Source organism: Neisseria sp. HMSC070F02 (genome assembly GCF_001814225.1).
GTDB lineage: Bacteria > Pseudomonadota > Gammaproteobacteria > Burkholderiales > Neisseriaceae > Neisseria > Neisseria meningitidis.
This window is the reverse complement of the sequence record NZ_KV815467.1, coordinates 1-765: the sequence shown is the minus strand read 5'-3', so window position 1 is coordinate 765 and position 765 is coordinate 1. Positions and strand designations below refer to the sequence as shown.

The following is a 765-nucleotide window of genomic DNA, read 5'->3' as shown; positions in this document are numbered from 1 at the left end:
TAGATAATTTGATTCACAAATGGGCGGAAACCGATTCGAACTGGGGCAAAAAATCGCCAATGCGACTTTCAACCGATTGGACGCAAACGGCTAATGAAGGTATTGCACTGACACCATCCCAAGTAGCACAACTAAAAAAGAACGCTTTAGTTTCCCTTTCTGATAAAGCTAAAGCAGCTATTGACGCCGCCCGCGACCGCATTGCCGTGCTTGATGCCTACACGGGGCAGGATTCCAGCACGCTTTATTACATGAGCGAAGAAGACGCGCTTAATATCGTCAAAGTAACCAACGATACATACGACCATCTCGCCAAAAACATCTACCAAAACCTGTTGTTCCAAACCCGTTTGCAGCCATATTTGAATCAAATCAGTTTCAAAATGGAAAATGATACGTTCACTTTGGATTTTAGTGGTCTTGTTCAAGCATTTAACCATGTCAAAGAAACTAATCCGCAAAAAGCTTTTGTGGATTTGGCCGAGATGCTTGCATATGGCGAACTTCGTTCTTGGTATGAAGGCCGAAGACTAATGGCCGATTATGTGGAGGAGGCAAAAAAAGCAGGTAAATTTGAAGATTACCAGAAAGTGTTGGGTCAGGAGACCGTTGCATTATTAGCTAAAACATCGGGTACGCAAGCAGATGATATCCTGCAAAATGTAGGCTTTGGTCATAATAAAAATGTTTCTTTATATGGTAATGACGGTAACGACACTCTGATCGGCGGCGCCGGTAATGATTACTTGGAGGGCGGCAGCGGTT

At 43.7% G+C, this 765-nt stretch carries 1 pseudogene; it reads left to right on the top strand.

Features of this window, described 5'->3' with window-relative positions:
- Nucleotides 1-765 (top strand): annotated as a pseudogene (locus HMPREF2959_RS07835) (hypothetical protein); the annotation flags it as partial.